This is a genomic window from Pseudomonas sp. Hz4 (assembly GCF_054898165.1).
In genome coordinates, this window is the sequence record NZ_CM142719.1 from 5,037,932 (window position 1) to 5,061,881 (window position 23,950).

21 protein-coding genes and 1 pseudogene are annotated in these 23,950 nt (G+C 59.2%); 13 read left to right on the forward strand and 9 right to left on the reverse strand.

Going from position 1 to position 23,950, the window contains the following annotated elements; all coding sequences use genetic code 11:
• Nucleotides 1–137: 137 nt before the first annotated feature.
• Together ACYZTR_RS23130 and ACYZTR_RS23135 are read left to right on the forward strand one after the other, a co-directional pair.
• Nucleotides 138–1,265 carry an NAD(P)/FAD-dependent oxidoreductase gene (locus tag ACYZTR_RS23130; RefSeq protein ID WP_461974138.1) on the forward strand — a complete coding sequence of 376 codons (1,128 nt, stop codon included), beginning with the start codon at nucleotides 138–140 and terminating at the stop codon, nucleotides 1,263–1,265.
• A 92-nt stretch (nucleotides 1,266–1,357) separates the two neighbouring features.
• Nucleotides 1,358–2,014: a helix-turn-helix transcriptional regulator gene (locus tag ACYZTR_RS23135; protein WP_461974140.1), complete on the forward strand. Its 657-nt coding sequence runs from the start codon at nucleotides 1,358–1,360 to the stop codon at nucleotides 2,012–2,014.
• Nucleotides 2,015–2,165: 151 nt separating this feature from the next.
• Here ACYZTR_RS23135 and hmpA read toward each other — a convergent pair whose 3' ends face one another.
• The gene (gene hmpA, locus ACYZTR_RS23140; protein ID WP_461974142.1) at nucleotides 2,166–3,347 is read right to left on the reverse strand and encodes an NO-inducible flavohemoprotein; all 1,182 of its coding nucleotides are present in this window, start codon (nucleotides 3,345–3,347) and stop codon (nucleotides 2,166–2,168) included.
• A 156-nt stretch (nucleotides 3,348–3,503) separates the two neighbouring features.
• Here hmpA and norR point away from each other — a divergent pair, with 156 nt between their 5' ends.
• The 5 genes from norR to ACYZTR_RS23165 all read left to right on the forward strand — a co-directional run bounded on the left by norR (nucleotide 3,504) and on the right by ACYZTR_RS23165 (nucleotide 7,780).
• Nucleotides 3,504–5,057, forward strand: a complete 1,554-nt coding sequence (gene norR, locus ACYZTR_RS23145) for a nitric oxide reductase transcriptional regulator NorR (protein WP_461974144.1) — start codon at nucleotides 3,504–3,506, stop codon at nucleotides 5,055–5,057.
• 130 nt (nucleotides 5,058–5,187) lie between these two features.
• Nucleotides 5,188–6,090, forward strand: a complete 903-nt coding sequence (locus ACYZTR_RS23150; protein ID WP_008147551.1) for a chemotaxis protein CheV — start codon at nucleotides 5,188–5,190, stop codon at nucleotides 6,088–6,090.
• A 27-nt stretch (nucleotides 6,091–6,117) separates the two neighbouring features.
• Complete coding sequence (locus tag ACYZTR_RS23155; RefSeq protein ID WP_461974146.1) at nucleotides 6,118–6,591, forward strand: GNAT family N-acetyltransferase; 474 nt, start codon at nucleotides 6,118–6,120, stop codon at nucleotides 6,589–6,591.
• Between the two features lie 28 nt (nucleotides 6,592–6,619).
• Complete coding sequence (locus ACYZTR_RS23160) at nucleotides 6,620–6,946, forward strand: hypothetical protein (protein WP_282379038.1); 327 nt, start codon at nucleotides 6,620–6,622, stop codon at nucleotides 6,944–6,946.
• Between the two features lie 84 nt (nucleotides 6,947–7,030).
• Entirely contained in the window at nucleotides 7,031–7,780 is a 750-nt protein-coding gene (locus tag ACYZTR_RS23165) for a YkgJ family cysteine cluster protein (protein ID WP_461974148.1), read from the forward strand.
• A 53-nt stretch (nucleotides 7,781–7,833) separates the two neighbouring features.
• Here ACYZTR_RS23165 and ACYZTR_RS23170 read toward each other — a convergent pair whose 3' ends face one another.
• From ACYZTR_RS23170 to ACYZTR_RS23185, 4 genes are all read right to left on the reverse strand, one after another.
• Complete coding sequence (locus ACYZTR_RS23170; protein WP_461974150.1) at nucleotides 7,834–8,976, reverse strand: transporter substrate-binding domain-containing protein; 1,143 nt, start codon at nucleotides 8,974–8,976, stop codon at nucleotides 7,834–7,836.
• A gap of 142 nt (nucleotides 8,977–9,118) precedes the next feature.
• Entirely contained in the window at nucleotides 9,119–9,376 is a 258-nt protein-coding gene (locus ACYZTR_RS23175) for a hypothetical protein (RefSeq protein ID WP_461974152.1), read from the reverse strand.
• Nucleotides 9,377–9,561: 185 nt separating this feature from the next.
• Nucleotides 9,562–9,987, reverse strand: coding sequence for a hypothetical protein (locus tag ACYZTR_RS23180; protein ID WP_461974154.1), 426 nt, complete (start codon nucleotides 9,985–9,987; stop codon nucleotides 9,562–9,564).
• Entirely contained in the window at nucleotides 9,950–10,579 is a 630-nt protein-coding gene (locus tag ACYZTR_RS23185; protein ID WP_461974156.1) for a nucleotidyltransferase domain-containing protein, read from the reverse strand. The genes ACYZTR_RS23180 and ACYZTR_RS23185 overlap by 38 nt, the downstream gene beginning before the upstream one ends.
• Nucleotides 10,580–10,769: 190 nt before the next feature.
• On the opposite strand from ACYZTR_RS23185, the gene ACYZTR_RS23190 reads away from it, so the two are divergent.
• The 6 genes and pseudogenes from ACYZTR_RS23190 to ACYZTR_RS23215 all read left to right on the forward strand — a co-directional run bounded on the left by ACYZTR_RS23190 (nucleotide 10,770) and on the right by ACYZTR_RS23215 (nucleotide 19,414).
• Nucleotides 10,770–11,930, forward strand: a complete 1,161-nt coding sequence (locus ACYZTR_RS23190; protein WP_461974158.1) for an efflux RND transporter periplasmic adaptor subunit — start codon at nucleotides 10,770–10,772, stop codon at nucleotides 11,928–11,930.
• Nucleotides 11,927–15,040, forward strand: a complete 3,114-nt coding sequence (locus ACYZTR_RS23195; protein WP_461974160.1) for a multidrug efflux RND transporter permease subunit — start codon at nucleotides 11,927–11,929, stop codon at nucleotides 15,038–15,040. Before ACYZTR_RS23190 ends, ACYZTR_RS23195 begins: the two co-directional genes overlap by 4 nt.
• Before the next feature lie 9 nt (nucleotides 15,041–15,049).
• The gene (locus ACYZTR_RS23200; RefSeq protein WP_461974162.1) at nucleotides 15,050–15,727 is read left to right on the forward strand and encodes a heavy metal response regulator transcription factor; all 678 of its coding nucleotides are present in this window, start codon (nucleotides 15,050–15,052) and stop codon (nucleotides 15,725–15,727) included.
• Nucleotides 15,717–17,081 (forward strand): heavy metal sensor histidine kinase, encoded by a 1,365-nt coding sequence (locus ACYZTR_RS23205; RefSeq protein ID WP_461974164.1) that lies wholly within the window; start codon nucleotides 15,717–15,719, stop codon nucleotides 17,079–17,081. The genes ACYZTR_RS23200 and ACYZTR_RS23205 overlap by 11 nt, the downstream gene beginning before the upstream one ends.
• 241 nt (nucleotides 17,082–17,322) lie before the next feature.
• A pseudogene (locus tag ACYZTR_RS23210) lies at nucleotides 17,323–17,546 on the forward strand (hypothetical protein).
• Nucleotides 17,547–17,920: 374 nt separating this feature from the next.
• Nucleotides 17,921–19,414: a diguanylate cyclase gene (locus ACYZTR_RS23215; RefSeq protein ID WP_461974166.1), complete on the forward strand. Its 1,494-nt coding sequence runs from the start codon at nucleotides 17,921–17,923 to the stop codon at nucleotides 19,412–19,414.
• 101 nt (nucleotides 19,415–19,515) lie between these two features.
• Here ACYZTR_RS23215 and lpxC read toward each other — a convergent pair whose 3' ends face one another.
• The 4 genes from lpxC to ACYZTR_RS23235 all read right to left on the reverse strand — a co-directional run bounded on the left by lpxC (nucleotide 19,516) and on the right by ACYZTR_RS23235 (nucleotide 23,949).
• A complete protein-coding gene (lpxC, locus tag ACYZTR_RS23220) occupies nucleotides 19,516–20,427 on the reverse strand; it encodes a UDP-3-O-acyl-N-acetylglucosamine deacetylase (protein WP_282379021.1) in 912 nt (303 codons plus the stop codon).
• Between the two features lie 112 nt (nucleotides 20,428–20,539).
• A complete protein-coding gene (ftsZ, locus tag ACYZTR_RS23225; protein ID WP_461974169.1) occupies nucleotides 20,540–21,733 on the reverse strand; it encodes a cell division protein FtsZ in 1,194 nt (397 codons plus the stop codon).
• A 71-nt stretch (nucleotides 21,734–21,804) separates the two neighbouring features.
• Nucleotides 21,805–23,064, reverse strand: coding sequence for a cell division protein FtsA (gene ftsA / locus ACYZTR_RS23230; RefSeq protein WP_033061341.1), 1,260 nt, complete (start codon nucleotides 23,062–23,064; stop codon nucleotides 21,805–21,807).
• A gap of 15 nt (nucleotides 23,065–23,079) precedes the next feature.
• The gene (locus tag ACYZTR_RS23235) at nucleotides 23,080–23,949 is read right to left on the reverse strand and encodes a cell division protein FtsQ/DivIB (protein ID WP_461974171.1); all 870 of its coding nucleotides are present in this window, start codon (nucleotides 23,947–23,949) and stop codon (nucleotides 23,080–23,082) included.
• Nucleotide 23,950 lies beyond the last annotated feature (1 nt).

The window sequence follows — 23,950 nt, forward strand, 5'->3', positions numbered from 1 at the left end:
TGCCCGCGAAGGCGGTGTGTCAGTAAACATAAATTTAGACTGATACACCGCCTTCGCGGGCAAGTCGGATCGCCGCCCGCTCGCTCCTACAGAGGCCTCCACAATTTCGGCATTTACGCCCCCATCAGGAGATGTTCATGAGCCAGGCAGATTTCATCATCATCGGCGGCGGGATTGCCGGCGCTTCCACCGGTTTCTGGCTGTCGCAGCACGCCCGAGTGATCGTGCTCGAACGCGAATCCCATCCGGCCTACCACTCCACCGGACGTTCGGCCGCGCTGTTCACCGCCGCATACGGTACGCCGCAAGTTCGGGCGCTGACCCAGGCCAGCCGTGATTTCTTCGACGCTCCGCCAGCCGGTTTCTGCGAACACCCGCTGCTGACCCCGCGTGGCGAGATGACCGTGGACTTCACCGGCGACCCGGCCGAACTGAACAATCAATACCTGAGCGCCAAAGCCACGGTGCCGGAAATGCAGCTGCTCAGTGCCGACGAAGCCTGCGTGCGCTTGCCGATTCTGCGCCGGGAAAAAGTCCACGGCGCGATTTACGACCCGACCGCCAGCGACATCGACACCGATGCCCTGCACCAGGGTTACCTGCGCGGTATCCGACGCAACAAGGGCGAAGTTCATACCGACAGTCAAGTCCTGAGCCTGACCCGTGATGCCGAGGGTGCATGGCAAGTACACACCAACGGTCAGACCTTCAGCGCCCCGGTCATCATCAATGCGGCAGGCGCCTGGGCCGACAAAATCGGTGAGCTGGCCGGCGCCAAACCACTGGGCCTGCAACCCAAGCGGCGCGCGGCGTTCATCTTCGCCGGCCCCGAGGGCGTGGACATCCATCATTGGCCAATGCTGGTCAGCCTCGACGAATCCTTCTACATGAAGCCCGACGCGGGGATGTTCCTCGGCTCGCCAGCCAACGCCGACCCGGTAGAACCGCACGACGTGCAGCCCGAAGAGCTGGACATCGCGATGGGCATCTACCAGATCGAAGAAGCCACCACCCTGACCATCCGCCGTCCGACCCGCACTTGGGCCGGTTTGCGCAGTTTCGTGAGCGACGGTGATTTGCTGTCCGGTTTCGATCCGCAGGTACCGGGGCTATTCTGGGTAGCGGCACAAGGCGGTTATGGCATCCAGACCTCGCCGGCCATGGGCCAGGCCAGCGCTGCACTGGTGCGCGGTAAAGCCTTGCCCGAGCAACTGACCCGCTTCGGTCTGAACACCGAGATGCTCTCCCCCGCGCGGCTGGGCTGACGTTCAGACTCAGGTGACGTGTCGACACGATTGCGGCAAACTTCCAGCGCCCCTTTTTGACGGGGCGCTGATGCTGCCTGGAGCTCCACTTTATGAACGCTCAAGAACAAGATCCGGCCCTTGATGACTCTGCATTGAAGCGCTCGCCGCTGGACAACTTTCGAGCGATCGCCGATGCCATCGCCACGTTGTTCTTTCCTCACGCCGAAGTGGTGCTGCACGATCTGCGCACACAGAAGGTCGACTACATCGCCAACAACCTGTCCAAGCGCGAAGTCGGTGACGACTCGGCGCTGGGGGACATGCTCAGCGAAGAGATCAGCGAACGAAACATCGGGCCGTACGAAAAACTCAATTGGGATGGTCAGAAAATTCGCAGCCTGAGCAGCGTGCTGCGCGACAGTGAAGGCCGTCCGCTGGCGGTGCTGTGCATCAATCTGAATATTTCGCTGTTCGAAAATGCCAAGGCCGCTTTGGATCTGTTCCTGTCACCGAGCAAGTTGATTCCGCAACCGGACTCACTGTTTCGCGATGACTGGCAGGAGCGGATCAACACCTTCCTCCACGCCTGGCTGCGCGAACGTCAGCTGAGCCTGAACCTGCTGACCCGCGACCATAAACGTGAACTGGTGCTGGCACTGCACGCCGAAGGTGCCTTCAAAGGTAAAAGCGCCTCCAACTATGTGGCGAACGTGCTGAACATGGGCCGGGCGACGGTGTACAAACATTTGAAGGAATTGAAGGGCTGAAAGACGCGCTAAGTAATCTGTGGCGAGGGAGCTTGCTCCCGCTGGACTGCGCAGCAGTCCCCCTCTTTTTGGGGATAAGGGGGGCCGATTCCCGGCCCAGCGGGAGCAAGCTCCCTCGCCACAATTTCAATTCGAGCTCAACTGACTACGGCTACTCCAGCGACGAAGCCGGTCCGAAGAATTCGTAACGGCTTTGCTTCTCCGGCACACCCAAGGCTTTGAGGTGACGCTTGATCGCCGCCATGAAGCCTTTAGGACCGAGGAAGTAAGCGTCCAGATCGCGCTGTTGCGGCAACCACTCGCCCAGTTGCTCCTGGCTCAACAGGCCAACCTTGTGCGCCGCCGGGCTCACGCCATCATCTTCGTCGTAGCAATAGAAGCGTTTGAGTTGCGGGTGACGCTCGGCCAAGCCATCGATCCAGTCGCGGAAGGCGTGAACGCTACCGTTGCGTGCGCAGTGAATAAAGTGCACCGGCCGCTCGGTCGCGAGCGCCGCTTCGAGCATCGCCAGCGTCGGAGTGATCCCGACGCCGCCGCTGATCAGCACCAACGGTTTGGCGCTTTCGGTCAGGGTGAATTCGCCCGATGGCGGGAACAGCTGGATGCTGGAGCCCACATGCAGCTGATCATGCAGATGGTTGGAGGCGCGGCCACCGGTTTCACGTTTGACGCTGATCCGGTACTGGCCCTTGTTGGCCAAGGCCGACAGTGAATAGTTACGACGAATCTCTTCGCCATCGAGGATCAGTTTCATGCCAATGTACTGGCCTGGCTCTGCCGCCAGAATCGCGCCTTTGTCGGCCGGTTCGAAGTAGAACGAGGTGATTTCCGCGCTTTCGTCGACCTTGTCCACCACGATGAATTCCCGCGCCCCGCGCCAGCCGCCCGGTGCTTGCTCCTTTTGGTCGTAGATGCTGGTTTCGGCGCCGATCAGGATGTCGGCCAATTGACCGTAAGCAGCCCCCCAGGCGGCCATCACTTCAGGTGTGGCGATCTCGTCGCCCAGCACTTCGGAGATGGCTCGCAGCAGGCAGGAGCCGACAATCGGGTAGTGTTCCGGCAGAATTTGCAGGGCCACGTGCTTGTTGATGATCTTGGCCACCAGATCGCCCAACTGGTCGAGCTGATCGATGTGCCGTGCATACATCAAGACACCGTTTGCCAGGGCTCGCGGCTGATCACCGCTGGCCTGGTGAGCCTGGTTGAATAGCGGGCGAACTTCCGGATACTCGGAGAGCATCATGCGGTAGAAATGAGTGATCAACGCTTCGCCACCGCTTTCCAGCAAGGGCACAGTGGATTTGACGATTGCACGGTCTTGAACGCTAAGCATAAGGCGACTCCTGAACTACTTGGATTGCTAACTGACTGCCCTATACTTATCAGTTTCCGTGCCACAAATTAAAACGTTATAAATCAATCACTTGAATTCTTAGTAGTCATATCGACACAGCCTGCTTTATAGTCATACCGACTACACGGAGTCACTATGACTGCAAAATCTCTACTTACCGCCCTGCTGCCACTGGTCTCCGACCTGTCCCGTGAACTCCCCGAAGGCGAGCGCTATCGGCGCCTGCTCGAATCCATGCGCGCCCTGCTCCCCTGCGATGCCGCCGCCCTGCTACGCCTCGATGGCGAATGGCTGGTGCCGCTGGCCGTCGACGGGTTGAGCACCGACACCCTCGGCCGACGCTTCAAAGTCAGCGAACACCCGCGTTTCGAAGCGCTGCTCAGCAGTCACGGCCCGACCCGTTTCGCCGCTGACAGCGACTTGCCCGACCCTTACGACGGCTTGGTCGATGGCCTCGATGATCATCTGGAAGTCCATGACTGTATGGGTTGCCCGTTGTTTATCGACGAGCGTCCGTGGGGTTTGCTGACCCTTGACGCACTCGATCCGGAGCGCTTCGAACCGATCGAACTGGACGCCCTGGAAGCCTTCGCCAGTCTCGCCGCCGCCACCGTCAACGCCGCCGAGCGCATCGAACGCCTGGCCAATCGTGTCGAAGACGAACATCAGCGTGCCGAGGTTTACCGACAAGCCAGCGGCCAGCAGAACCGCGAGATGATTGGTCAGAGCAAAGCCCACAAACGGCTAGTGGAAGAAATCAATCTGGTGGGCGGCAGCGATCTTACCGTGCTGATCACTGGCGAAACCGGGGTCGGCAAGGAACTGGTCGCCCAAGCCATCCACGCCGCATCGCCCCGGGCCGACAAGCCGATCATCAGCCTCAACTGCGCCGCGTTGCCGGACACGCTGGTGGAGAGCGAGTTGTTCGGCCATGTCCGCGGTGCCTTCACCGGCGCAATGAACGATCGGCGCGGCAAGTTCGAACTGGCCAATGGCGGCACGCTGTTTCTCGATGAAGTCGGGGAGCTGTCCCTGACCGTCCAGGCCAAATTGCTGCGAGTCCTGCAAAGCGGTCAATTGCAGCGGTTGGGTTCGGATAAAGAGCATCAGGTCGACGTACGACTGATCGCCGCGACCAACCGCGATCTGGCGGAGGAAGTGCGCAACGGCCGCTACCGTGCCGACTTCTATCACCGCCTGAGCGTTTATCCGTTACTGGTGCCCGCACTGCGTGATCGTGGGCGGGATGTGTTGCTGCTCAGCGGCTATTTCCTGGAGCAAAACCGCTCGCGCATGGGCCTCAACAGCCTGCGCCTGAACAGCGACGCCCAGGCTGCGTTGCTGGCGTATGCATGGCCGGGAAATGTGCGGGAGCTGGAGCACTTGATTGGCCGCAGTGCCTTGAAGGCGCTCGGTAACTGCAAGGAGCGGCCGAAGATTCTCAGTTTGAGTGCGGCGGATCTGGATTTGCCCAATGGCAGTGTTGCGCCTGCAGCCGAGCCAGCCACTGTCAGCCCAGCGGCGTTGGTCTCGGGAGACTTGCGGGCGGCGACCGAGGATTATCAGCGTCGACTGATCAACGCCTGTCTGGAACGGCACCATAACAATTGGGCGAGTGCGGCGCGTGAGCTAGGCTTGGATCGAGCGAATCTTGGGCGGATGGCGAAGCGGTTGGGGATGAAGGATTGAGAGAGTAGGTGGGTTTTAAATCCACCCGATAACTACCCTAAAGCCCACCCCGTTCAGGTCGATAACCCGGCATCGATAGCTGTTGGCGATCTTCGCGATCGCCCATCACCTTTTTCCACAGAAGGTTTTTATGTCCTCAAACAAAGCCCGCGCAGACTCACTTTCGCTTCTGCTGTTTACCTTGCGCAGCGGCAAGCTGATGGCGATCAACCTGCTCAAAGTCAGTGAAATCATTCCCTGCCCGCCGCTGACCAAGCTGCCGGAATCGCATCCCCACGTCAAAGGCATCGCCACCCTGCGCGGTGCGTCGTTGTCGGTGATCGACCTCAGTCGTGCCATCGGTGAACGGCCGCTGGAAGACCCGAACGGGGGCTGCCTGATCGTCACCGATGTCAGCCGCTCCAAGCAGGGTTTGCACGTTCAAGCGGTGAGCAAGATCGTCCACTGCCTGACCACCGACATCCGTCCGCCGCCCTTTGGCTCTGGCGGCGTGCGTTCGTACATCACTGGCGTGACTTCGGTCGACGGCACGTTGGTGCAGGTGCTGGACATCGAAAAAGTGATCCATGGCATCGCCCCCGCGCAGATCGAAACGGCCCCGACCGAACTGAGCATGGAAGACGCCGAAGTCCTCGGCAACGCGCGGATTCTGGTGGTCGATGACAGCCAGGTTGCGCTGCAGCAATCGGTTCACACCCTGCGCAACCTCGGCCTGCAATGCCACACCGCCCGCAGTGCCAAGGAAGCCATCGACTGCCTGCTGGACCTGCAAGGCACGGCACAGCAAATCAACCTGATCGTCTCGGACATCGAAATGTCGGAAATGGACGGCTACGCCTTCACCCGCACCTTGCGTGAAACCCCGGATTTCTCGCACCTCTATGTGCTGCTGCACACCTCTTTGGACAGCGCGATGAACAGCGAAAAGGCCCGTCTTGCCGGCGCGAACGCGGTGCTGACCAAGTTTTCCTCTCCGGAATTGACCAAGTGCCTGATCGAAGCAGCCAAGGCTGTCGCTGAACAAGGTCACTGAGTCTTGGCCAAGGACTTCTGCTTTCTGATGCGGCGCAACCTCGCGGAGGTTGTGCCTGCGATCGCTTGGCCTCAGGGAATCGTCCTCAGCGAATACCGTCCCGATCTGGCAGCAGCCGTTCATCGTTTGATGGAACTGGGCTATCAGGAAGGTGGCGGTCGCGTACCGGCACTGGACATCTGGCAACAGCGTTTTGAAACCGACCCGGAATACGACCCGACCCTGTGCTTCATCGCTCTGGATGCCGAAGGTATTGTGGGTGTTTGCCAGTGCTGGACAAGTGCCTACATCAAAAACCTGGTGGTGCATCCTCGAGCTCAGGGCCTCGGGCTAGGCCGCGCATTGCTGGCACAAGCTTTCAAAGTGTTTCAGGAACGTCGCGAAGGTTTTGTAGATTTGAAGGTGCTTGAGGACAACCTTCGGGCGCAGCGTTTGTATGAAAGTGCCGGGATGCGTGTGATCCGCCGGGAACCGGTTCCGGCCTGGCATACTCAGACCTAGGTCAACACCCACCCACGGATGCCAGAATATGAAAGCCTCAACCCTGACCTTCCTCTGCCTCAGCGCCCTGACCACCCAGGCCTACGCCTCCAGCCCAGACGCCTGGGCCGCCTATGACAAAGCCGTGCTCGCCAGTTGCACCAAGGCCAGCGGCCTGAAGAATGCCAAACCTGTTGGCAACGCCGCACAGTTTGACGACCGGGTTGGCTACACCGCACTTCTGTTGCAAGGCCAATACCCGCAAAAACACATGAAAGGCCAGCAAGGCACCGAACTGTGCCTTTACAACAAGAAAAGCAAAACCGCTTATGTCACCGAATGGGACTCCATCCGCCCAACCGCCAAGGCGCAATGACTGGCGCATAACTTGCTTCGACAGTGGCCTTTGCGGCGGCATTCTGTCGCCGTTTCAATGCCCTCATAGGCGACTGGCCGCTCAATGAATACAACGTTTTCCTGCGTAGGTTGTGGCAAATGCTGCAACGACCACCACGTGCCCCTGACCCTGAGCGAAGCCCGGATGTGGGCGGCCGATGGCGGTCAGGTGATCGTGCTGGTGGAAGGCTTCCTGGGCAATGGCCTGGGCCTGCCTCTGCAGCAACGCGAACACGCCGAACGCCGTTCGGTGATGGTTCGAAGCGGTGCATCCGAGGCGTACATAGCCATCACCTTTGCCGCCTACAACGTCGGTCCTTGCCGGAATCTTGACGAAGACAACCTCTGCCGCATCTATGAACGCCGGCCGCTGGTGTGCCGCATTTATCCGATGGAAATCAATCCGCACATTCCCCTGAACACTTCCGTGAAGGAATGTCCGCCCGAGTCGTGGGAAAAGGGACCGGATTTGATGGTGGGTGGTGAATTAGTGGATCAGGAACTGGTCGGGTTAATCCAGCGCTCCCGTCAGGCTGATCGCGATGACGTTCGGACCAAGGATGCGATTTGCGCGTTGCTAGGAATTCGGACTACAGCGCTGAAGGGCGATGGCTTTACCGCTTATCTGCCGGATATGAGCGCCTTTGCGAGGGTCATTGATCAGGTTGCGGCGCAGCCGCTGGCTGAGTCACACGCTGATTGGTTGTTTCATGTATCGGGTGAGGACATTGCCGGCCAAGTGCAAGCGGCGGGTGCGCACCTGGCAACCGATGCACCGACCCACTATGCGTTCATCTCGCTGCGAGCGTCCTGAAACACCTGACCACCGCGCAGCTCTTGTTGCGCAGTGGCTGATTTAGCGGTGGATTAACGAGCGGAAACCGCCAGGCATTCAATTTCTACCCGTGCATCCACGATCAGTTTTTTAGCTGAAAACGTCGTACGCGCGGGTAGACGGTCTGCCGGGAAATAGCGGCTGTAAACCGCATTCATGGCGGCGAAATCCTTGATGTCGGCAAGTATGACCGTGCATTTGGCCACATGAGCCAGGGACGAGCCGCTACGTTGCAGTTCGGTGCGCAGATTCTCCATGGTCTGGGTCATCTGCGGACCGATGCCGCCCTTCACCAGTTCGCCATCGGCGCCCAGGCGGAGCACACCAGACAGATAGAGGGTCTCTGCGACCTGTACCGCATTGGAAAATGGCAAACCTTCTTCATTAGGAAAGTAGCGTGGTGATTCCGGCGCTGCGGGTGGCAAATAACGCTGGGTAATCGCCAGGTACTGGCCATTCTGCTTAAGACGCTCAAGCGCCGCATTCAGGTCATCGCGCAGCAGGGTATCGGTTTTTCGCACAGCCATGGCCACGCCATCGCCCAGCATGGGGTCTTTGATAGGGGGACCGGCAAAGTCGAAAGCTTGACCTTGGGGCAGACTTAATAATGCTTGGGTAATTTCAATGGAGTCTTGCAGGGTTGCATCGATATCACCCGCCAGCAGGCTGTCGACCAATTGATTGTTGAGGGCGAAACTGCGCACCGTCACTCCCGCCGGAGCCCAACGGGACTTGGCGAACGCTTCACGGCTGGTGCCTGTCAGGACGCCGAGACGCTTGCCCTTGAGCGATTGTACTTGCGGTTGCAGATTCGCCCCTTTGCGCGCCACCAGTCGGCTGCTCAGAGGGTATAGATTATCGGTGAAATCGACCCGCTCACGACGCGCAGATGTGGCAGTCATGGGCATGATCACGTCGAAACGGTTGACTTCAAGGGCATGAATATTGGTGGCGTAATCCTGGTCGACCCAGACACAGCGGGATTTGAGTTCGGCACACAGCGCGTTGCCCAACTCGATGTTTAATCCGACCAGCTCACCGTTGTCGTTACGGCTCTCGAACGGCGGCACCAGCGCTTCGACACCGAAACGGATCTGTGGATCGGGCGCAGACGACATGCAGCCAGTGGTCAGGGCCACCAGCGACAGTAAAGAGAGGGTTTTTACCAGAGTCATTTCGGCGGCCTTCATCAAGAATTCACAGGTATGAATCTTCGACGAGCGGCCACCTTTTTCCCCAGAGGACGAATCGCTCATCCTTGTGGGAACTATCTCAATAACAGGAGGAACAATTACCGGCCAACAAAACGCCTGACAGTCAGCGTTTACCCATCGAGCGACGAGTGCCGGGAGGCGCTACGCCCGGAGTCTTGGTATGGCCGTTTTTGGCGCCGTTCTTATACCAAGGCTGGCTGGCATTCTTCCCTGCGGCCAGGTCGCCCGGCTTGAACGGGAACTTGAACGCCGGGATGGCGGCTTTGGTTTCGCTGTCTGCGCTGGAGTCGACGCTGTCTGGCAGGTCTGCCTGGTCGTCGCTCAAAGCGTCGGCAACCGGCGGTTGTGTCGGGGAAGTCATGAAAGCTCCGGGTGATGCACATAGAGTCGGGCCCGGTCAGCGAGCCGCGAAAGGCGGCAGTATACCTGTGTAGAGAGTTGCAAGCTTCAAGCTGCAAGCGAGTCCGTCGGTTTTTGTGTTGACTGACCTGAGCCTTCGCGAGGCTTGCCCGCGAAGAACGATAAGGCGGTCAACCAGACTGACCGCTACTGACGTCGGCACAGGTGCTGCACACGAACCAACAATTTCGATGTGCTTTCCAGCAACTGCGCCAGTAAAGCCTCATCTTCATCCATATAACCTTCGTACTCCGCCAGATTGCGCCGTTCATGACACAGAGCAAATAGCCGGACCTGTACTTTGTTCACATCAGCGGTATGAACCAGACACTGGAACACCAGATATCGCTTGTCCGAACGGTAGCCACACAACCGCAGCGCCGTGAGTGCTATGGCATGGGCAGCGTTGTAAGCAAGATCAAAACGACTCGCGAAGGACAGCGACGAAGCTTGTGCATCCTTCAGGCGATCCATAGCCGAACGCATCAATCCTTCGCACTCCTTGCGGTCCGGTGGCTCGGCTTTCAGTCCCCCGCTACGTAGCAGGTTTTCCAGATTCTCGTTGCTGCCCATCCTTGGACTCCAAAGGGTTTCCCCCTATCAGATTGATCTTGTCCTGCTGTGCTACCCGCACGACAAAGCTGTTCTGCGTGGCCAGTTTTGCCGCCCAGTCGTCGGGGGTGTAGAGCGTCGGGTTGAGGGTGCGGCCCAATTGTTCCTCCATGGGCATTAGCCGCTCCATCACTTCACTGTAGTGCAGTCCCTCGCCGATCAGCATGAGATCAATGTCACTGGATGCGTTTGCCTGATCCTTGGCGATCGACCCGTACACGAATGCCCAGGTGACCTGTTCTGCAAATGGCTGGAGTGCCTGGCGCAGAGGTTCGGCAATACCGAACGTTTTGCGGGCGATACCCAATAGTTCGGCGTAGATCGGGCAGTCGGGATTGGCCTGATAATGGGTCTGGTTGCCTTGGCGGGTCATGGTCAGAACGCCCGCCCGCTGCAACCGATCCAGTTCACGCATCAGGCTGCCTTTACCCACTTGAGCCCAGCGAGCGATCTCGTTGGCGTAGAAACTTTGGTCAGTTTTGCCAAACAACAAGCCCAATACTTTTTGCTGCGTGACAGTGAACAAGGCTTCGCCGAGGGAAAGATTTTTCACAGTAACGACCGATGAGTCCCAAAAAGGGAACGATAGGTCCCTTTTTGGGACTTTTCAACCTGCAAGCCTCACAACTCCCAAACTGACAGCGCCGTCAGTTACCCGTCACCTTCCTGACCGGCGAACAGGTTTATAAAGGAAGGTATCAGCCAGAAAAAACTCCGACCCCCAGCCCCGGCGTCTCACTCGCATGCGAATTCAGAAAAAGCCCGCCCTGCTCGCAGCCCTTCTGATCGTTCTGGCAGCGCTGGGCCTGTGGTACGTCACCAAACCCGTCACGACAAAACTCGCCGCCCCTACCGCCATCCCCGTGCGGGTCGTCAGCGTCACCGAAAAAGACGTCCCCCGCTACGTCAGCGGCATCGGCTCGGCGCTGTCCTTGCACAGCGTTGTGGTGCGCCCGCAGATCGACGGCATCCTCACCCAATTGCTGGTCAAGGAAGGCCAACGAGTGATCAAAGGCGACCTGCTGGCCACCATCGACGCCCGCTCGGTCCGCGCCAGCCTCGACCAGGCCCAGGCGCAACTCGGCGAAAGCCAGGCGCAGCTGCACGTCGCGCTGGTCAACCTCAAACGCTACAAACTGTTGAGCGTCGATGACGGCGTTTCCAAGCAGACCTACGACCAGCAACAAGCCTTGGTCAATCAACTCAAAGCCACCGCCCAAGGCAACCAAGCGTCGATCGACGCCGCTCAGGTGCAGCTTTCCTACACACAGATTCGTTCTCCGGTCACCGGTCGTGTCGGTATTCGCACGGTGGATGAAGGCAACTTCCTGCGCATGACCGACGCCCAAGGGCTATTCACGGTGACCCAGATCGACCCGATCGCCGTGGAGTTCTCCCTGCCACAACAAATGCTGCCGACCCTGCAGGGTCTGATCGGCGACCCACAACGCGCACAAGTGAAAGCCTACATCGGCGCCGACACTGACGGCGAAACCGGCAATCTGCTCGGCGAAGGTCATTTGACCCTGATCGACAACCAAATCAACGCCAACACCGGGACCATCCGCGCCAAGGCTGAATTCGACAACCCCGGGCAGAAACTCTGGCCGGGCCTGCTGGTGACGGTAAAGATTCAGACAGCCCTGGATAAAGATGCGCTGGTGGTGCCGCCCACGGTCGTACAACGCGGGCTCGATCAACATTTCGTCTACCGGGTCAACGGCGACAAGGTCGAGACCGTGCAAGTGCAGATGGTTTATCAGGGCGGCGGCCAGGACATCATCAAAGGCGTGAAGCCTGGCGACATATTGGTCAGCGACGGCCAGTCGCGACTCAAACCGGGCTCGACCGTCCAGGTACTGACTGACCCGGCGCAAGTGGTCAAATCGGAGCCGAAACCATGAAGGGTCATGGCTCGATCTCTGCCTGGTGCATCGACCATCCGGTGGCGACGATTCTGCTGACCTTTGCGCTGGTGCTGCTCGGTGTCATCGCTTTCCCGCGCCTGCCCATCGCCCCGTTGCCGGAAGCCGAATTCCCCACCATCCAGGTCGCCGCGCAATTGCCCGGTGCCAGTCCGGAAACCATGGCGTCGTCGGTGGCCACGCCGCTAGAAGTGCAATTCAGCGCCATCCCGGGCGTGACCCAAATGACCTCGAGCAGCGCCCTCGGCTCGACCAACCTGACCCTGCAATTCACCCTCGACAAAAGCATCGACACCGCCGCTCAGGAAGTGCAGGCAGCCATCAACACCGCCGCCGGCAAGCTGCCCGAGGACATGCCAACCCTGCCGACCTGGAGGAAGGTCAACCCGGCCGACAGCCCGGTGCTGATCCTCAGCGTCAACTCGACCCAGCTGCCCGGCACCGAACTCAGCGACTTGGTGGAAACCCTGCTCGCCCGTCAGATCAGTCAGATCGACGGCGTAGGACAAATCAACGTCACCGGTCAGCAACGTCCGGCGATCCGCGTACAGGCCTCGGCCGACAAACTGGCGGCCATCGGTCTGACGCTGTCGGACATTCGTCTGGCGATCCAGCAAACCAGCCTCAACCTGGCCAAAGGCGCGTTGTACGGTGAGTCGAGCATCTCGACCCTGTCGACCAACGACCAGTTGTTCCACCCTGAGGAATACGGCGAACTCATCGTTTCCTACCAGGACGGCGCACCAGTTCATCTCAAGGATGTGGCGAAAGTCGTCAACGGTTCAGAAGATGCCTACGTCCAGGCTTGGGCGGGTGATCGGCCAGGGGTGAACCTGGTGATTTCCCGGCAGCCAGGGGCGAACATCGTCGAGACCGTGGATCGCATTCAGGCAGCGCTGCCCGGCCTGGAAGCCATGCTGCCAGCCTCAGTGCAGGTCAACGTACTGGTCGACCGCACCCAGACCATTCGCGCGTCGCTGCATGAAGTCGAAATGACCCTGCTGATCGCAATCATGCTGGTGGTCGCGGTGATGGCAATGTTCCTGCGCCAACTGTCGGCGACCTTGATCGTAACCGCGGTGCTCGGTGTGTCGTTGATCGCCAGTTTCGCCCTGATGTACATCATGGGCTTCAGCCTGAACAACCTGACGCTGGTAGCGATCGTGGTGGCCGTGGGGTTTGTGGTCGACGATGCGATCGTGGTGGTGGAGAACATTCACCGTCACCTGGAGGCCGGCGACGGCATGCGCGAGGCGGCGATCAAAGGCGCCGGCGAGATTGGTTTTACCGTGGTCTCCATCAGCTTCTCGCTGGTGGCGGCGTTCATTCCGCTGCTGTTCATGGGCGGTGTCGTCGGGCGGTTGTTCAAGGAATTCGCGTTGACTGCCACCTCGACCATCATGATTTCGGTGGTGGTGTCCCTGACCTTGGCGCCGACGCTCGCCGCGCTGTTCATGCGCGCACCGGTGCATAACCCCCACGACAAACCGGGTTCCGGCGAGCGCTTGCTGGCGTGGTACGAGAAAGGCCTGCGCCGCGCCCTCGCCCACCAGAAGTTGATGATCGGTGTGTTCGGTCTGTCGCTCGTTCTGGCCATCGCCGGTTACATCTTTATTCCGAAGGGCTTCTTCCCGGTGCAGGACACCGGTTTCGTCCTTGGCACCACCGAAGCAGCCGCCGATATTTCCTACGGCGACATGGTGAAAAAACACCTGGCGATGGCCGAAATCGTCGCGGCGGATCCGGCGGTTCAAGCCTTTTCCCACTCGGTGGGCGTCTCCGGCAGCAACCAGACCATCGCCAACGGCCGCTTCTGGATCTCCCTGAAAAAGCGCGGTGACCGCGACGTGTCAGCCAGCCAGTTCATTGACCGGATTCGTCCGCAACTGATGAAGGTCCCGGGTATCGTGCTGTACCTGCGCGCCGGGCAAGACATCAACCTCAGCTCCGGCCCAAGCCGCGCCCAGTATCAATATGTCCTCAAGAGCAACGACGGCGCGACTCTAAGCACCTGGACCCAGCGCCTCACGGAAAAACTGCGCAGTAACCCGGCGTTCCGTGACATTTCCAACGACCTGCAATTGGGCGGCAGCATCACCCACATCAGCATCGACCGCAGCGCTGCCGCGCGTTTCGGCCTCACCGCCAGCGACGTCGACGAAGCGCTGTACGACGCCTTTGGCCAGCGCCAGATCAATGAATTCCAGACTCAGATCAACCAGTACAACGTGATTCTGGAACTGGACACCCAACAGCGTGGCAAGGCTGAAAGCCTCAACTATTTCTACCTGCGCTCGCCCCTGAGCGGGGAAATGGTGCCGCTGTCGGCGCTGGCGAAATTCGATGCGCCGACCGTGGGTCCGTTGTCCATCGCCCATGACGGCATGTTCCCGGCCGCCAACCTGTCGTTCAACCTGGCGCCCGGTGTGGCGTTGGGCGATGCGGTGATCATGCTCAACCAGGCCAAGGCTGAAATCGGCATGCCGGCGGCCATGAGTGGTAACTTCCAGGGCGCGGCCCAGGCGTTCCAGAGTTCGCTGGCCAGCCAACCGTGGTTGATCCTGGCGGCGCTGGTGGCGGTGTACATCATTCTCGGCGTGCTCTACGAGAGCTTCGTCCATCCGTTGACCATCATCTCGACGCTGCCCTCCGCCGGGCTCGGTGCGGTGATCATGTTGTGGATGTGCGGGCAGGACTTTTCGATCATGGCGCTGATCGGGTTGGTGCTGCTGATCGGGATCGTGAAGAAAAACGGCATCCTGATGATCGACTTCGCCCTCGACGCTCAGCGCAATCGTGGTTTGCCGCCGGAAGAAGCGATTTATGAGGCCTGTATCACGCGGTTTCGGCCGATCATCATGACCACCCTCGCCGCACTGCTCGGCGCGCTGCCGTTAATGCTCGGCTACGGCACCGGCGCCGAACTGCGCCAACCCTTGGGGATCGCGGTGGTCGGCGGCTTGCTGGTGAGCCAGGCACTGACGCTGTTCACCACTCCGGTCATATACTTGTGGCTTGAGCGGCTATTCCATCGGCACACTCTCCCACCAGCATCAGCGCCCGTGCCGACGTTGGCGACCACAGACTGAGGCGGGGTCATGCGCGTTCTGATTATCGAAGACGAAGAAAAAACCGCAGATTATCTGCACCGCGGTCTGACGGAACAGGGTTACACCGTGGACCTGGCGCGCGAAGGCGTCGAAGGCCTGCACCTGGCGCTGGAAAGCGACTACGCGGTGATCGTCCTCGACGTCATGCTGCCGGGCCTCGACGGCTTCGGTGTGTTGCGCGCCTTGCGTGCGCGCAAGCAAACTCCGGTGATCATGCTCACCGCCCGCGAGCGTGTAGAAGATCGCATCAAAGGCCTGCGCGATGGCGCCGACGATTACCTTGGCAAACCGTTTTCCTTTCTCGAACTGGTGGCGCGCCTGCAAGCGCTGACCCGCCGCAGCGGCGGTCACGAACCGGTGCAGGTGAGCATCGCCGACCTGTGGATAGATTTGATCAGCCGCAAAGCCACCCGCGCCGGCACCCGCCTGGACCTGACCGCCAAGGAGTTCTCGCTGCTGAGCGTATTGGCCCGCCGTCAGGGTGAAATTCTTTCGAAAACCGCCATCGCCGAATTGGTCTGGGACATCAATTTCGACAGCGATGCGAACGTCGTCGAAGTCGCGATCAAACGCCTGCGCGCTAAACTCGACGGGCCGTTCGACGAGAAACTGCTGCACACGATTCGTGGCATGGGTTGTGTGCTGGAGAGCCGCGGTGTCCAGTAACTCGATTGCGCTGCGCCTGAGCGGGATGTTCACGCTGGTGGCGCTTTTGGTGTTTCTGTTGATTGGTTGGGCGCTGTATCAACAGGTCGATAAAGGTCTGGGTTTGCTGCCCGAGGCTGAACTGGACGCACGTTACAGCGTGCTCGAATCCACGGTCGGCCGATATGACACACCTGAGCATCGGGTGAAGATCAATAACAAGCTCAAGCTGCTCGGTGAGGAAGACAAACGCATCAGCTTCTGGATCATCAGCGGCGATCCGCACTACGAATACGGCAACCTGACGCCGCAGATCCGCGCCTTCGCCGAAGGGCCGCTGGGCATGCGCAACTTGCAGCTGCCGAATCAATCTTATCCACTCAAAGTACTGGTCAGTCAGTTCCCGGCCAAGGATCAACGTCCACCGCTGCGCTTCATGATCGGCATCGACACCGAGACGTTTTTGCAGACTCAGCACCATTTGCTGATTGCCCTGATCAGCCTGGCGATCATCGGTGTGTTGTTGGCCTCAGCGCTCGGTTACTGGGTGGCGCGGATCGGCCTCAAGCCGCTGATCAAATTGTCCCAGGAAGCCCAGCGGCTGGCACCGCCGTTGTTGTCCGGTCGCCTGCAATTATCGCCGCTGCCGCCGGAACTGAATCAGTTCGCCAATTCGTTTAACTCGACACTGGAGCGGGTTGAACAGGCTTATTCGCGCCTTGAGTCGTTCAATGCGGACGTGGCCCATGAGCTGCGCTCGCCGCTGACCAACCTGATCGGCCAGACCCAGGTGGCGCTGACTCGCGGACGATCCGCCGAACACTATTTTGAAGTGCTGCAATCGAACCTTGAAGAGCTAGAGCGACTGCGCTCGATCATTAATGACATGCTGTTTCTTGCCAGCGCGGATCAGGGCAGCAAGGCCACCAAACTGACCTCCACCTCGCTGGCGGATGAAGTGGCGACGACCCTGGAGTATCTGGATTTCATTCTTGAAGACGCACAGGTTCAGGTGCAGGTGAGTGGCGATGCTCAGGTGCGAATCGAGATCGCGCATTTGCGCCGGGCGTTGATCAACCTTCTGAGCAACGCAGTGCAGCACACCGAGCCCGGGCAGGTGATTCAGGTGCGGATCGAAGTGGAGGAGCATCAAGTCAGCATCGGGGTTGCGAACCCTGGGGCGCCGATTGCCAGCGAGCATTTGCCGCGATTGTTTGAGCGTTTTTATCGGGTGGATGCATCGCGCAGCAACAGTGGGAACAACCATGGGCTGGGGCTGGCGATCGTCAAGGCGATTGCGTTGATGCATGGGGGGGATGTGTTTGTGCGCAGTGATCATGGGATGAATACCTTCGGCATCCACCTCCCGGTTTAACCCCGCCAAATGATCGTTCCCACGCTCCGCGTGAAAATGCAGCCAGGGACGCTTCGCGCCCCATCCCAAGCCGAACGCGGAGCGTCCGTTGAGGCATTCCCACGCAGAGTGTGGGAACGATCCGCGGCCAACTGTTGCCTTAACCGCAACAGTCCTTTCACCAATCCGCTCTTTTTCCCTTCTCCAAACCCCCTTATCGTTGCCGCACCAAACAGCACTTGCCAAGCAAGAAGGTTTTAAGATGTCCAACACTATGGGTATTGCCAGCGCTTTCGTTTTGTCCTCTTTGTTCCTGTCACCGTTCGCCATCGCTGAAGAGTCGCAGGCGTTCGTCGCGCAACAATCCGCACGAGCTGCTGCGCTCGAGCAGTATCAGAGCGAAATGACGGCCAAGGCTCAGGAAGCTGCGCAAACCCCTCAAGCGTCGACACTCAAGCCCAGCCACGGGTTGAGAAAGACAGCTGATTGTTAAGTATCGCTCTGTTTCCCTCGACACTTTTCATCGGCTCTTCCCTTTGAAATGTTGTCTTCAAAGCCGCTGCTATCAGCGGCTTTTTTTCGTTGTGGTTTTAAACGAACTACATGGAACGCAATCGCTGCAGCAAGCGGACGACAGGCATGCGCGGGCCCAAGCTCGACGGCGGTCTGATGAATACGGGGTGATCGTCGACTACCCGCTCAATGTCTTCTAAGCTTCAATAAGTAAAAGGCCAGCACGTTTTGCTGGCCTTTTTTTTATCCGGGATTTATACAGGCGCTCCGAACGAAAACGGTTTCTGGGATTCTGCCCGATTCTTGCAAAAAACGTTCATAACGCCTCATTAGCAGAAGTCAGAACCATGAGTGTGAGCAGCGCAACATCTCACCCACCGGTCCGGTCGACGCGGTCGGAGCGGTTTCTGGTTCTCAGCAGTTTGCTGTTGGTAATTGCGATATTGAGCATCGTGGCGTTCCTGCTCATTCGCGAACGCGCCAATGCTGAACAGTCTGCCACTCGCGCAGCAACCAATATTGTGCAACTGATCGACGCAGACGTGCTGCGCAACGTCGAACTCTATGACCTGTCCTTGCAAGGCTTGATCGCCGCCTCACGCCGCGACGACCTCAAGACCGTTTCTCCCGTCATTCGCCATTTGGCCTTGTTCGACCGAGCCACCGCTGCGCCGTACAAGGGCGACATTTTGTTGCTCGATGCGCGTGGAGAGGTGGTCGCCGACTCGGCGTCGGTGGAGCCACGCCAAGGTAATTTCGCGGACCGTGAATACTTCCAGACCCACGTCAACAACCCGGACCCAGGCATGTTAATCAGTCGGCCCTTCCGGTCCAGACAGGCCGAACATGAATGGCGTATCAGTTTCAGCCGCCGGATCAGCGGTACACGTGGCGAATTTCTCGGCGTAGCTGAAGCGGCCATGCGTTTGAGTTACTTCGATCAGTTGTTCAACAGCTTGAGCATCGGTCGCGACAGCTCGGTCAACCTGATCAGCTCGGACGGTATTCTTCTGGCCCAGGAGCCCCGCCTGGCCGAAGAGCTGATTGGCAAAGACTTCAGCAACCGTCCGAACTTCCAGCGCATCGTCAAAGAAGGTAACGGTAGCTTCACCAGTATTTCAAGCCGCTCCCCGGACAAACGCCTGTACACCTTCTCCAAGGTGGGCAATTTGCCGTTGATCGTCATCGTCGCACTCTCCAGTGATGAAGTGTTTGCGTCGTGGAAGCGCACGGCGGTGGTGGTCAGCGTTGCGACCCTTGCGCTGTGCGTCAGCCTGCTCTGGCTGACCTGGTTGCTCAGCCGGGAATTGCGCCTGCGCCATCACGCCGAGCAGGACCTGGCGGAACTGGCAGCCACCGATGCCTTGACCGGCCTGGCCAACCGCCGAACGCTGGATCAGGTCCTGCGTCATGAGTGGTTCCGCGCTCAACGTTCCGGCCAGCCGTTGTCGCTGCTGATGATTGATGCCGACCACTTCAAGGCGTTCAACGATCGTCATGGGCATCAGGGTGGCGATGATGCCTTGCGCTCTTTGGCCAAGGTGATCTCCGCCAATGTGAGGCGACCAGCGGATTTGGTCGCCCGTTACGGCGGCGAGGAGTTTTCGGTAATTCTCGCGGAAACCGACAGCCAGGGAGCGCAGCAGATTGCCGAACACATCCGTGCGACAGTGGAGCAATTACCGCTGGTGGCGGGTGCCGAGTCGCCGATTACTGTCAGTATCGGTATCAGTACATGGACCACAGCTGCCGAGATCAGCTTGGAACAACTGCTGTTCGCAGCGGACAAGGCGTTGTATCAGGCCAAGGAACGTGGGCGTAACCGGGTGGTCGCAGGATGATCGTTCCCACGCAGACGGTTCGACGCCTCGACGTGGGAACGATCAGGTATAAAAAAAGGCCACCCGAAGGCAGCCTTTAAAAAACTAGAGAGGTTTTTTACTTACACGGCCGCAACAGGGCGCATGTAAGAGATCGGTGCTGTGCTGGCGTCATCGAAAGTCACGACTTCCCAAGCATCTGTCTGCTCAATCAACTTGCGCAGCAGCTGGTTGTTCAATGCATGTCCGGACTTGAAGCCCCTGAACTCACCAATCAGGCTATTGCCCAACAGGTAGAGGTCACCAATTGCATCGAGGATCTTGTGCTTCACGAATTCGTCTTCATAGCGAAGGCCGTCTTCGTTCAGTACACCATCAGCGTCGACCACAATAGCGTTTTCAACGCTGCCGCCGAGTGCGAGGTTGTGCTTGCGCAGGTACTCGATGTCACTCATGAAACCAAAGGTACGGGCGCGGCTGACTTCTTTTACGAACGAAGTGCTGGAAAAATCCACGCTTGCACTTTGTGTGCGGTCACGGAAAACCGGGTGATCGAAATCGATCTCGAAGCTCACTTTGAAGCCTTCGAAAGGGACGAAAGTGGCGCGCTTGTCGCCGTCTTCCACTGTCACTTCCCGCAGGATCCGGATGAACTTCTTGGCGGCGTCCTGTTCTTCCAGGCCAGCCGACTGAATCAGAAATACGAAGGGTCCAGCGCTACCATCCATGATCGGAACTTCGGACGCGGAGAGCTCGACGTAGGCGTTATCGATGCCCAGGCCAGCCATGGCCGAGAGCAAGTGCTCCACCGTATCCACTTTGGTGTCACCACTGACCAACGTGGTCGACATCGTGGTTTCACCAACGTTTTCCGCGCGGGCAGGAATCTGCACCACAGGGTCGAGGTCGGCACGAACAAACACAATGCCGGTGTCGATAGGTGCGGGCTTGAGGGTCAGGTATACCTTCTCCCCGGAGTGCAGGCCTACACCTGTAGCACGGATAATATTTTTCAGTGTGCGTTGTTTAATCATGGCTTGGGCCGCTTCAGCGCAAATTGCGAACTGGTATCAACAAAGGCTGGCGATAATAGCAGACCAGGCCTTTGCTGAACACCAATCACCTTCATAGCCCTGATACATTCCATCAATCAGCCTGACGACGCAGGAAAGCCGGGATGTCCAGGTAGTCCAGATCATCTTGCGGATTCATCTTCGCGGCAGTCGCAGCACCGGCCTGAGCCTGGTTGCGCATGACGGTCGGACGGTCCAGGTCACGGTAGTTTACCGCTGGCTGTTCCTGACGTGCAGGGGCTTGTTGTTGTGGCTGGGAAGCCATGGAGGTATGAACGGTATTGTCGATGACCTTCACAGGTTTCTCGATTTTCGCGCCCAGACCGGTGGCAACCACAGTCACGTGCAGCTCGTCGCGCATGTCCGGATCGATAACGGTACCGACCTTGACCATCGCGTGTTCGGAAGCAAAGGCTTCGATGATGCTACCCACGTCGGAGTACTCACCCAGGGACAGGTCAGGACCGGCGGTGATATTCACCAGGATGCCGCGTGCACCTTGCAGGTTCACGTCTTCCAGCAGTGGGTTGCGAATGGCCGCTTCGGTGGCCTCACGTGCACGGTTCGGACCGGTGGCGCAGCCAGTGCCCATCATCGCCATGCCCATTTCGCTCATCACGGTCCGTACGTCGGCAAAGTCGACGTTGATCATGCCCGGACGCTTGATGATGTCGGAGATACCGCGAACGGCACCGGCCAATACATCGTCGGCCTTGGCGAATGCGGACAGCAGGCTTGCGTCCTTGCCAAGGATGGTCAGCAGCTTCTCGTTGGGAATGGTGATCAACGAGTCGACGCTTTCAGACAGCAGACGGATACCCTCGTCGGCGATCTGCATGCGCTTGCGGCCTTCGAACGGGAACGGACGGGTCACCACCGCAACGGTGAGAATCCCCATTTCCTTGGCCACTTCAGCAATGATCGGCGCAGCACCGGTACCGGTACCACCGCCCATGCCAGTGGTGATGAACACCATATTGGTGCCCTGCAGGACTTCGGCAATGCGCTCACGATCTTCGAGAGCGGCCTGACGACCTACTTCAGGGTTGGCGCCAGCGCCGAGACCTTTGGTCACGCCGGTGCCCAGTTGCAGGATGGTCCGCGCGCCGATACTTTTCAGCGCCTGGGCATCAGTGTTGGCGCAGATGAATTCAACGCCTTCAATGTTGCTCTTGACCATGTGGTTGACGGCGTTGCCGCCGCCTCCGCCAACACCGATAACTTTAATTACCGGGCTTGCGGGGATGTTGTCTACGAGTTCGAACATTTTCCCTCTCCTTTACGTTCTCTAGTTTTTTCGCCTACTGCCTGTATCTACAACGGTGCTGCGGTAAATCTTTAGAAGTTGCCTTGTACCCAGCTCTTGAAGCGATCGAGCAAGGCGACTTTCGGTTCTTCATTGCTGTAACTGTCGCGGCTGCTGATGCCCGAGAACGAAATCCCGTCGGACTGCTTCTGCAGGCCGTACATCAACAGGCCAACGCCGGTGGAATAAATCGGGTTGCGAACCACATCGTCCAGGCCCTTGACGCCATGCGGCACGCCCAGGCGGACCGGCATGTGGAAGATCTCTTCGGCCAGCTCGACCGCGCCTTCCATCTTCGACGTACCGCCGGTCAGCACGATGCCGGCCGGGATCAGGTCTTCGTAGCCGCTGCGACGCAGCTCGGCCTGGATCAGCGTGAACAGCTCGTCGTAACGCGGCTCGACCACTTCGGCCAGGGCCTGACGAGACAGCTCGCGCGGTGGACGGTCGCCGACACTTGGAACCTTGATGGTTTCACCGGCACCGGCCAGTTTGGCCAAGGCGCAGGCGTAGCGAATCTTGATTTCTTCGGCGTACTGGGTCGGGGTGCGCAACGCCATGGCGATGTCGTTGGTCACCTGATCGCCCGCAATCGGGATCACCGCGGTGTGACGGATCGCGCCTTCGGTGAAGATCGCGATATCGGTGGTGCCGCCGCCGATGTCCACCAGGCACACGCCCAGCTCTTTCTCGTCGTCGGTCAGGACCGAATACGCGGAAGCCAGCTGCTCGAGAATGATGTCGTCGATTTCCAGGCCGCAGCGACGCACACATTTTTCAATGTTCTGTGCGGCGTTGACGGCGCAGGTGACCACGTGAACCTTGGCTTCCAGTCGTACGCCGGACATGCCCAGCGGCTCACGAACGCCTTCCTGGTTATCGATCACGTAATCCTGCGGCAAGGTGTGCAGCACGCGCTGGTCAGCCGGGATCGCTACGGCCTGGGCGGCGTCGAGAACGCGCTCAAGGTCGGCGGAGCTGACTTCGCGATCACGAATCGCCACGATGCCGTGGGAGTTCAGGCTGCGGATGTGATTGCCGGCCACGCCGACGAACGCCGAGTGAATGCGGCAACCGGCCATCAGCTGCGCCTCTTCGATCGCGCGCTGGATCGATTGCACGGTGGACTCAATGTTCACCACCACGCCTTTCTTCAGGCCACGGGACGGATGGGTACCGATCCCGACGATTTCCAGCGTGCCGTCGTCCGAGACCTCGCCGACCAGCGCCACCACCTTGGAGGTGCCGATATCGAGACCGACGATCATTTTGCCGCTTTGCACGTTTGCCATGGGTCCTGCCTCTTCTTAATTCTTCGCGACAGCGGGTTGGGCTGCCGTGGGCGCTACAGGTTCCCGCCAGCCAACAACGAGGCCGTTGGCGTAGCGCAGATCGATGCGCGCAATGTTCGTAATCTGTTCTTTAAGCGTCTTGTCGTAGATGGCAATGAAGCGGCGCATCTTTTCCACCAGCTTGCCGCGTCCCAGCAGCAGTTCGATTCCTGGGCCCGCGCTGCCGGCGCCAGTGGTCAGGAACCAGCTGCCTCGTTCACGCAACTCCAGACGTGCAATCGAGAAGCCCATCGGCCTGAGCATCTGGCTCAGCACCTGGTATTGCTGCATTACCTGCTGCTGAGCCCGTTGTGGGCCGAACAGCTGTGGCAAGTGTTCGTAGTTCGCCAGCTCACGCGGGGTAAACGCCTGACCCTGGTTGTTCAACAGCGCTTCGTCGCCCCAACGGGCCACCGGCAGTTGTTCTTCCAGGCGGATCACCACTTGATCCGGCCACACCCGCCGCACTTCGGCGTGGGCAATCCATGGCATCGTTTCAAGCTCGGTACGCATGCCCGCAAGATCGATGGTGAAGAAGCTCGACGCCACGTACGGGGCGATCCGCTGCTGCACCGCTTGCTGGCTGATGTAACTCAAATCGCCCTGCACGTTGATCTTGGTGATCGGCCGGTCGGCGTATGGCAACAAACGCTGCGCGCCTTCGTAAGTGCCGAAACCCAGCGCTACCAGCAGCACTGGCCAGAACAGGCTTTTCAGAAAACCAAAATTGGCTTTCGGCAGGCGCGCGGACATCGGCTCTTTGGCCACCATTCGGCTGGCACCCCGCGGCACCGGCTTGCGGCCGGTCGGTGCGGGGGGCTGATGTCTCAGCTGGGCGCCTTGCATG